Source organism: Actinoplanes sp. ATCC 53533, from assembly GCF_003947245.1.
The window spans coordinates 1-8,015 of sequence record NZ_QHHV01000349.1; the positions used below are offsets into that span (position 1 = coordinate 1).

General features: G+C 67.0%; 10 protein-coding genes. All 10 read left to right on the top strand.

Translation table 11 applies throughout. From position 1 onward, the window contains the following. Positions 1-349 (top strand): integrase core domain-containing protein (locus DMB66_RS56680; protein ID WP_125812275.1); only part of this gene is annotated, 349 nt, incomplete at its 5' end. 172 nt (positions 350-521) lie between these two features. Continuing rightward, positions 522-725: a hypothetical protein gene (locus DMB66_RS56685; RefSeq protein WP_125812276.1), complete on the top strand. Its 204-nt coding sequence runs from the start codon at positions 522-524 to the stop codon at positions 723-725. A 152-nt stretch (positions 726-877) separates the two neighbouring features. Then, a complete protein-coding gene (locus tag DMB66_RS56690; RefSeq protein ID WP_125812277.1) occupies positions 878-1,471 on the top strand; it encodes a PadR family transcriptional regulator in 594 nt (197 codons plus the stop codon). 104 nt (positions 1,472-1,575) lie between these two features. Continuing rightward, positions 1,576-2,541: an ATP-binding cassette domain-containing protein gene (locus tag DMB66_RS56695; RefSeq protein WP_125812278.1), complete on the top strand. Its 966-nt coding sequence runs from the start codon at positions 1,576-1,578 to the stop codon at positions 2,539-2,541. Next, a complete protein-coding gene (locus DMB66_RS56700; RefSeq protein ID WP_125812279.1) occupies positions 2,538-3,383 on the top strand; it encodes an ABC transporter permease in 846 nt (281 codons plus the stop codon). The genes DMB66_RS56695 and DMB66_RS56700 overlap by 4 nt, the downstream gene beginning before the upstream one ends. Positions 3,384-3,486: 103 nt before the next feature. Continuing rightward, positions 3,487-3,909 carry a DoxX family protein gene (locus tag DMB66_RS56705; RefSeq protein WP_125812280.1) on the top strand — a complete coding sequence of 141 codons (423 nt, stop codon included), beginning with the start codon at positions 3,487-3,489 and terminating at the stop codon, positions 3,907-3,909. A 27-nt stretch (positions 3,910-3,936) separates the two neighbouring features. Then, the gene (locus DMB66_RS56710; protein WP_125812281.1) at positions 3,937-4,770 is read left to right on the top strand and encodes an alpha/beta fold hydrolase; all 834 of its coding nucleotides are present in this window, start codon (positions 3,937-3,939) and stop codon (positions 4,768-4,770) included. A 717-nt stretch (positions 4,771-5,487) separates the two neighbouring features. Continuing rightward, positions 5,488-5,760, top strand: coding sequence for a hypothetical protein (locus DMB66_RS63275; protein WP_199753243.1), 273 nt, complete (start codon positions 5,488-5,490; stop codon positions 5,758-5,760). A gap of 48 nt (positions 5,761-5,808) precedes the next feature. Then, positions 5,809-7,041 (top strand): site-specific integrase, encoded by a 1,233-nt coding sequence (locus DMB66_RS56720; RefSeq protein ID WP_125812282.1) that lies wholly within the window; start codon positions 5,809-5,811, stop codon positions 7,039-7,041. After that, complete coding sequence (locus tag DMB66_RS56725; RefSeq protein WP_125812283.1) at positions 7,041-7,688, top strand: hypothetical protein; 648 nt, start codon at positions 7,041-7,043, stop codon at positions 7,686-7,688. Before DMB66_RS56720 ends, DMB66_RS56725 begins: the two co-directional genes overlap by 1 nt. Positions 7,689-8,015: the final 327 nt, after the last annotated feature.

The window sequence follows — 8,015 nt, forward strand, 5'->3', positions numbered from 1 at the left end:
GATGGCGGCCCGTAACATCACCATACCGAAAGGTGCGATCTTCCACTCTGATCGCGGCAGCCAATACATGTCGCACGAGTATCGCCGGACGCTGAAGAAACTCGGTCTGCGGTCCTCGGTCGGCCGTACGGGGGTCTGCTGGGACAACGCCCTAGCAGAATCGTTCAATGCCAGCCTGAAAAATGAGATGGTCAACCGGACCGTCTTCCCGACGAAAGCCCACGCACGAGACGCTATTGTGCGCTATGTCGAACTGTACTACAATCGCCAAAGGATCCACTCGGCGCTCGGCTATAAGACGCCGTACGAAATTCTCAGCGGACGCACGGACAACACATTAGCGGCGTGAAAACACGCTAAAAGCACTGTCCGGAAAACGCGCGGCAGCCCACCGGGCTGGCTTTGGAGGTCTCCACCAGCACCGCTTGTAGGTCAGTGCTGACGCCACCCGGACCAGGAGGGCACCCTAGTGTTGGTGGGAGTTGACACCACCCCGGGCGGGCGCGCAAGCGGAGCTCGTAGTGCAGGCCAAGTGGCGGGAGCACCCCAATCGGGACGCCCCCGAGCACGTCCGCGATCAGGCCGAACTGTGGGCGGGACACGCACGCACCGAACTGGAGTGGGCGAAGAGCCTGAGCAAACGACTGTCTGAGGGCGCCTACACCATGGCCGACGATCCGGGTTCGTGGCGAACGGTCCCCGGTCACCTCAAGATGCGCTTCTAATCAAACTTGACTAGACGTTTCCTCCTCGCGTACTCTGGCCGAGTAGTCAAACTGGACTAGTCTCTACCAATCCGTTCGCAACACCGAGAGAAGGAATCGAACCCATGGGAGAGTTCGCGATCGAGACGAGGGGGTTAAGCGGAGGTGGGCGCGTGTCGGCGACGAAGCTCCTGGTACTCGGTATCGTGCACCTCTCCGGCGGCGCGCATGGCTACCAGGTGCGGTCCGAACTGCAGAGCTGGGGTGCGGAGAGTTGGGCCAAGATCAAGCCCGGCTCGATTTATCACGCGCTGAAGAAGGCGGCGGCTGATGGCCTCCTCACCGAACACGCCGAGCCGGGCAACTCTGGGCCGGAGCGCGTTCTGTACCGCGCGACAGCTCGGGGACGTGACGAGATGGTCGAACTGGTCCGCGACGGTCTGCGGCGCACCCACGACGCGGACATGCTCAACGCGTCCATCGCCATGTTGCCCATGCTGACCAGGACAGATGCCATCGCGCAGGTTAACGAGCGGGTCGCGCGCCTGGAAGCGGAGCTCGTAGTGCAGGCCAAGTGGCGGGAGCACCCCAATCGGGACGCCCCCGAGCACGTCCGCGATCAGGCCGAACTGTGGGCGGGACACGCACGCACCGAACTGGAGTGGGCGAAGAGCCTGAGCAAACGACTGTCTGAGGGCGCCTACACCATGGCCGACGATCCGGGTTCGTGGCGAACGGTCCCCGGTCACCTCAAGGTGCGCTTCTAATCAAACTTGACTAGACGTTTCCTCCTCGCGTGCTCTGGCCAAGTAGTCAAACTTGACTAGCTCAACCAAATCCGTTCGCAACACCGAGAGAAGGAATCGAACCCATGGGAAAGTTCGCGATCGAGACGAGAGGGTTGAAGAAGAGCTTCGGCACGACCCACGCGGTCGCCGGTGTGGACCTGGCCGTGAGCGCCGGGGGCGTGTACGGCGTGCTCGGTCCGAACGGGGCGGGCAAGACCACCACGATCCGCATGCTGGCCACGCTCCTGCGCCCCGACGCCGGAGAGGCGCAAGTGCTCGGCTACGACGTCGTGCGTGACGCCCAGGCGGTGCGGAGCAGGGTGGGCCTCACCGGGCAGTTCGCGTCGGTCGACGAGGACCTCACCGGGGTGGAGAACCTGTTGCTGCTCGCCAGGCTGCTCGGCTACTCACGCCGCCGAGGCAGGCAGCGGGCGACCGACCTGCTCGACGCGTTCGGTCTTGCCGAGGCGGCCGACCGGCAGGTGAAGAAGTACTCCGGCGGGATGCGCCGGCGCATCGACATCGCGGCGAGCCTGGTCGTCACCCCCGAACTGATCTTCCTCGACGAGCCCACGACCGGGCTCGACCCGCGCAGCAGGAACCAGGTCTGGGAAATCGTCAGGGGCATGGTCGCCGAGGGCGCCACCGTGTTGCTGACCACGCAGTACCTCGACGAGGCCGACCAGCTTGCCGACCGGATAGCGGTGATCGACCACGGGAAGGTGATCGCCGAGGGCTCGAGCGGCGAGCTCAAGGCATCGGTCGGCGCCGGCTCGCTGCACGTACGGCTACGTGCGCCCGAGCAGCGGGCCGAGGCCGAACGGGTCCTCGCCGGCGTCCTCGAGGTGCCGGCCGAGCCGTCCGCCGACCCGGCCGCGCTGTCCGCGCGGATCTCCGACCCCGAGCGGGTCGCCCGCGCCCTGGCCGAGCTGTCCCGCTGCGGCATCGACGTCACCGAGTTCGCGCTCGGTCAGCCGAGCCTGGACGAGGTGTTCCTCACCCTGACCGGACACGCCGCCGAGGAGACACCCGAGGAGGATGCCGCATGAATGCCACGACCGCGGAGCAGGCGTCGGCGCCGGTCACCGAGGATGCGCTGCGCAGTGTGCTGTTGGCCGGTGAGCGGCCGTCTCGCCCCGGCCCGGTGCTCACCTCGTTGACGTTCGGCTGGCGGGCGCTGCTGAAGATCAAACACGTGCCCGAGCAACTCGTCGACGTGACCCTGTTCCCGATCATGTTCACGCTGATGTTCACCTACCTGTTCGGCGGCGCGCTCGCCGGGTCGACACAGGAATACCTGCAGTTCCTGCTGCCCGGCATCCTGGTGCAGGCGAACGTCATGATCACCATGAACACCGGCATTACGCTGAACACCGACATTCAAAAGGGCGTTTTCGACAGGTTCGGGTCGCTCCCGGTGTGGCGACCGTCGCCGCTGGTCGGCGCCCTGCTCGGCGATCTGGTGCGCTACTCGATCGGGTCGGCGATCGTCATCATGCTCGGCCTGGTCCTAGGGTTCCGGCCGGAGGGCGGCGCCGTCGGCGTGGTGCTGTCGGTCGCGCTGCTGCTGGTGTTCTCGTTCTGCCTGTCGTGGCTGTGGACGATGCTCAGCCTGATCCTGCGCACGCCGAACTCGGTGGCGGGGGTCAGCATGATGGTGATGTTCCCGCTGACGTTCGTGAGCAACATCTTCGTGGACCCGAAGACGATGCCCGGGTGGATGCAGGCGGTCGTCGAGGTCAACCCGATCACCCACCTGGCGACCGTGGTACGCGGCCTGATGGACGGCTCGGTGCCCGCCGGGGAAATCGGCTGGGTGCTCGTCTCGTCCGTACTTCTCGTCGCGGTCTTCGGTCCCATCACCATGGTCCTCTACCGCAACAAGAAGTAGATGCCGCTGCCGCGAGCACTTGGTCGAAATCAACTCCGACAACCCGGCCCACTCGGCCAACGCCATCACCGGTACCAGGCCCGGACACGACAAGGAGAGACGAATGAGCACCATCCCCAAGAACAACTCGGAAACCGTTGCGCACACGCCCGGGCGGGCGAGCAGCATCGGGGTCTGGATTCTGCAAGTCGTGCTGGCGGCGATAATCGCCGGCGGCGGAATCTCGAAGCTCGCCGGCGACCCGGTCATGGTGGACATGTTCGCCGACATCGGGGCTGGCCAGTGGCTCCGGTACCTGGTCGGAGCGCTGGAGGTCGCGGGAGGGGTTGGACTGCTGATCCCGGCTCTGGCGGGCCTGGCCAGTCTCGGGTTGGCGGCATTGCTGACCGGTGCTGTCATCACCGATCAGTTCGTGCTCGAGCAGAGCCCTTGGCTGCCGCTCGCCTGTCTCGTCGTGGCGGCCGTGATCGCAAGGGCGCGGTGGTCGCGCACGAAGGCCGTCGTCGGCACGCTGCTCAGGCGCTGAGACAAACCTCTCGAACGGAGATGTGAGATGAACGAGATGGCCTTTCGCGTGACATCAAACGATGGCACCACCATCGCCTATGACCGGAAGGGAAGCGGCCCGGCTGTCGTCCTGGTAGGCGGCGGACTGGACGATGGAGCCGAGAACGCTCCCTTGGTACCTGCTCTCGCCGAGCACTTCACGGTTTACAACTATGCCCGTCGGGGACGCGGCGCGAGCGGCTTCACCGAGCCCTACGCCGTGGAAAGGGAGATCGAGGACCTGGATGCGTTGATCGCGGAGGCGGGCGGCTCGGCACACCTGTTCGGGGCGTCCTCTGGTGGCGCGCTGGCGCTGGAAGCCGCCGCGGCCGGGTCAGCCATCGACACGATCGCCGTGTGGGAGGTGCCCTATGTGGTCGGGGACGACATACGCCCGCGATTCGAGGAGTACATCGCGGACACCCGACGCGCCTTCGACGCCGGGCGAGACGAGGAGGTTCTCGAACTGTTCATGCGCGTGACCGGCGCCTCCGACGACAACATCGCGGCCAGGAAAGCGGCAGGCAAGCAGACGGCGCATTGGGCGGATTCGGTCGCCCTCGCGCCCACGCTGGTCCACGACAGCGTCTTCCTCAACCGCTACCAATTGCCGGCCGATCGACTGGCAACGGTCACCCAACCGGTCCTGGTCACCACCGGAGGACCGATCACGGTCCCCTACATGGCAGGCCTGCCCTCGGACTTCTTCGACCGCGCGGCCGACGAGCTCGCAGACCTACTACCCCACGCTCAACGGGAGACCCTCGAGGGGCCGGATCACGTCGTCGATCCACAGACCGTCGGCCCGCTGTTGCTACGGTTCTTCAGCAGCGAACGCTGAGGAGCCCGCGAGGTGTTGCGGGAAGACCGATTAGGCACCGCGCAAGCAGATCTTCGTCGCGCCAGGGACACGGGGCGGGCAGGTGGTGTCGAGGTTGATGTCGTCGCCGGCATCACAGGCCTGATCCTGGGCGTGCTCGTCACCAACGTCTTCGTCGCCACGCAAGGCCGGGCCGTCGTACTGACCTGGGCTTCAGTGGGACTCGATCTGGCCTACTCGCGGCTCATCGGCTCCGTCGTCGGTCGTACCCCGCACTCCGGGCCGCCTCAGTACCGCCCACCGAACCCCTGCGCAGCACATGACCAGGCACCTCGGTAGGGCCAGTGATTCCGGGCTGCGGTCGCATGCGGTCACCGTTCCCGGGCGGTGGCCCGGTGCCGAAAGTCGTGCCCACGGCGTGCTCACGTCAGGAGTGCCACCGATGACGCAGCCGCGTTCCCGGGTCGACCTGTACGCGGCGATCCGACGGGATGCCCGATCTGGGATGTCCAACCGCGCGCCGCAAGCACGGCGTCGGCTTCCGAACCGTGACAGCGGCGCTGGAATCTGCATGGCCGAAGGAGAGAAAGCAACCGCCCAAACGCGGCTCACGGCTTGACGCGTACCGAGTGGTGATCGACGACTGGCTGCGCTCGGACCTCGACGCGCCGCGGAAGCAGCGACACACGGCGAAGCGGATCTTCGATCGCCCTGCTTGACGAACATGACGGGGCCGGGGTGGTGTCGTACTGGATGGTCCGCGAGTACGTCGCCACCCGACGCCGTGAGATTCGCGTCGAGGTCGGACGGGAACCTGCCAACGCGTTCATCCCGCAAGAGCACCTCCCGGGCCGCGAGGCCGAGGTTGACTTCGGCGACGTCGCCATCCGCCTGCGCGGCGAGCTCGTAACCTGCGCGCTGTTCAGCCTTCGGCTCTCCTACTCGGGCAAGGCCGTGCACAGGCCCGTTGACCGCACTAACGGCGTGTCGGATTTGGGGTTGGCCGCGTAGTCGGGGAACCCTCCCTCTCCGGAAGGTCGATCTTCGGGAGGGCGACACGTGGAGCAGAACTCGGCAATAGCAGGGCGCGACCTGGCCGGCTTGGTGGTAACCAAGGCCGGGCGGGTCGTGCAGACCTCGGACCCAACGCTGCCGTGGGTAGTGCTCGACGGGGCCGGCGCCCGGATCGATGCGGCCGACGCCTTCTTGAAAGACCTGCTGGCGTGTGGGTCGAGCGCGGCGTCGTGCCGGTCGTACGCGTTCGACCTGCTGCGCTGGTTCAGGTTCCTCGCCGCGGTCGACGTCGGCTGGGAGCGGGCGAGCCGGGCAGAGGTGCGGGACTTCGTGCTCTGGTTGCGTTCGAGCGTGAACCCGGCCCGGGATCGTCGCCGCGCGGGCGGGCCGGCGCCGGGGTCGGTGAACGCGCGGACTGGAAAAGCGCATCTGCGGGCTGGGTATGCGCCGGCCACGATCAACCACGCCCTGTCGGTGCTGGCGGCGTTCTACGAGATCCACCGCGCGTCTGGTTCAGGGCCGATGGTCTCGCCCGTGCCGCCGCAGTCACGCACCGGCGGTCGGCTGGACGCACACCACAATCCGCTGGAGCCGTTTCGGCCGCACCGGCGCGGCATCTACCGGCAGAAGCAGCCGGACCGGCTGCCACGGGCCGTGCCGGACGACGTGATCGACGACGTGTTCACGTCGTTGGGCAGCCACCGGGATCGGGCGCTGGTCGGGATGTTCCTGTCGAGCGGGGCCCGGGCGGCGGAGATGCTCGGGATGACGGTCGCCGACGCGCACCCCGGTGACGGGCGGATCTGGGTGCGGACCAAGGGCTTGGGCGGGATCAAGCAGGCGTGCCCGGCCTCGCCCGAGGCATTCGGCTGGTTCGCCCTCTACTTGGGCGAGATGGCCGACGAAGGCTTGCGTCCGGGGCCGGATGAGCCGTTGTGGTGGACCCGGCGACGGCCGTGGCGGCCGTTGACCTACACCGCGCTGCGAGCGCTGCTGAACCGGGTCAATGACCGGATCGGCGCGAACATCAGCTGGCATGACCTGCGGCACACGCTGTGTCTGCGGCTGATCGCCGATCCGCAGGTCAGCTTGGTCGATGTCCAGCAGGTGATGCGGCACCGGTGGATCACCACGACCGGTGGCTACCTGCGCCCGCAGCCGGACGAGGTGATCGCGAAGGTCCACGAGCACTACACCCGGCCGAAGCCGGCGCCGCAGCCGCTAGACGGCTGGGACTACGACCCGCAGGACCTGGCCGACGTCTTCGGAGACGCCTGATGATCGGCCGCCACGGACGAGTTGCCCGCACACCGATCAGCCCTGCCGATCCTGCGGTGCTGCCCGCGCCACGCAGGCCCGCCGAGGAACTGCCCGCGGTCGTCGATGGTCGAGAGCGCTGCACCCGCGAGGAGATCGTCCGGCTGGCCGAGGCGCTGTTGAACGCACCGACCTACCACGAGCGGTGGCGGCATCAGCTGGCGGTAAGCCGGATCCTGGACTGGCTCCAGACCTTCCCGGGCGACGACTGGCAATCCCGGTGGCTGCTCAGCGGCTCCGACGAGGCGGGCAAAGGCTGGGGCCCGCCAGGGTTGAGCCCAGGAGTGCGACAGCGGCTGACCCGGGGTCTCGGCGTGATGATCGTGCTGCGCGCGGTCCGGCCCGCCTACGCGTGGTTGTCGGGCAGTCGCCTGCTGGGCGTCTACGCGGCGTTCCGTCAGCGCAACCAGGCCGACGCGTTCGCCGAGTTAGAGAAGCAGATCGCGGCCCGCATCGACGGCGGGGAACACGCCACCGAGGCGCTGAACCTGCTGACCCGCATGGTGATCGTGACCGGCAAGGATCTGCGCACGGACCTCACCGACGCCGACTTGACCGATGTCGATCTCACGGATGCCGTCTTCGATCAACCGACAGGATTGCCATGATCGGTACACCACCGAGAAGGAACCATCAACTCGACACACTGACTTCGGCATGCCCGTGCGTCAGCCGCTCGCCTCGCCGTGACACTGCGTAGCGCGCGGATCGCGGCAGATCAGTGCATCGAGGGTCTTACCGCTCGTCAGCAGACCTGCCCGGAAAGCCCGCGATACGACGACGGCAACACGCGCCAGTCGCGTGTGCCTTCGAACTGAACACTCGGCACCCCTGCTGCGGTAGCATCCCAGCGTGGTGGAGCCCGGACAAGCAGCACGCGGCGGCGCCGGTGCATACCGCGCTTTGAAGTTCGGTAAGCGGCTCTTTGATCAGCG

Excerpts from the sequence above, each read along its gene's own strand:
- DMB66_RS56710 (WP_125812281.1), top strand. The coding sequence starts at position 3,937 with ATGAACGAGATGGCCTTTCGCGTGACATCAAACGATGGCACCACCATC.
- DMB66_RS56700 (WP_125812279.1), top strand. The coding sequence starts at position 2,538 with ATGAATGCCACGACCGCGGAGCAGGCGTCGGCGCCGGTCACCGAGGAT.
- DMB66_RS56705 (WP_125812280.1), top strand. The coding sequence starts at position 3,487 with ATGAGCACCATCCCCAAGAACAACTCGGAAACCGTTGCGCACACGCCC.
- DMB66_RS56725 (WP_125812283.1), top strand. The coding sequence starts at position 7,041 with ATGATCGGCCGCCACGGACGAGTTGCCCGCACACCGATCAGCCCTGCC.
- DMB66_RS56695 (WP_125812278.1), top strand. The coding sequence starts at position 1,576 with ATGGGAAAGTTCGCGATCGAGACGAGAGGGTTGAAGAAGAGCTTCGGC.